Source organism: Terrabacter sp. 01T434 (assembly GCF_056398545.1).
This window is the reverse complement of record NZ_JBFTPP010000031.1, coordinates 1-579: the sequence shown is the minus strand read 5'-3', so window position 1 is coordinate 579 and position 579 is coordinate 1. Positions and strand designations below refer to the sequence as shown.

2 rRNA genes are annotated in these 579 nt (G+C 58.0%); both read left to right on the top strand.

From position 1 onward, the window contains the following. Positions 1 to 132 (top strand): 16S ribosomal RNA (locus AC1DIW_RS21855); the annotation flags it as partial. A gap of 347 nt (positions 133 to 479) precedes the next feature. Continuing rightward, positions 480 to 579, top strand: a 23S ribosomal RNA gene (locus AC1DIW_RS21850); the annotation flags it as partial.

Genomic DNA, 579 nt, shown 5'->3' with positions numbered 1-579 from the left:
CACGAAAGTCGGTAACACCCGAAGCCGGTGGCCCAACCCTTGTGGGGGGAGCCGTCGAAGGTGGGACTGGCGATTGGGACTAAGTCGTAACAAGGTAGCCGTACCGGAAGGTGCGGCTGGATCACCTCCTTTCTAAGGAGCAGTCATTTATGGCAGCCCGGTCTGTCCCCGGATGTGGGGCAGCGGGTGCTCAAGGGTGGAACATCGATTATTTGGCGCTGACCTGGTCATCGTCCACAAGTACAAGCGGAGCTTGCTTCGCAGTGGAACGTGGTGGTGGCGGGGGAGGCGCTTGACACGTTGTTGGGTCCTGAAGGATCGGGCGACACATGCCGGGCCCGGTTGATTCGGGTTCTTGGTGTGTGTGGGCTGGTTTCTTCTGGTCGTGGGCCCTACCGAGGGAGCGAGTTACTCGTTCCGGGTGTGGGGTGCCGGTTGTATTTTGAGAACTTCACAGTGGACGCGAGCATCTTTGTAGTGTTCAAGTTTTTAAGGGCACACGGTGGATGCCTTGGCACCAGGAACCGAAGAAGGACGTAGGAATCTGCGATAAGCCTCGGGTAGTCGATAACCAGACTG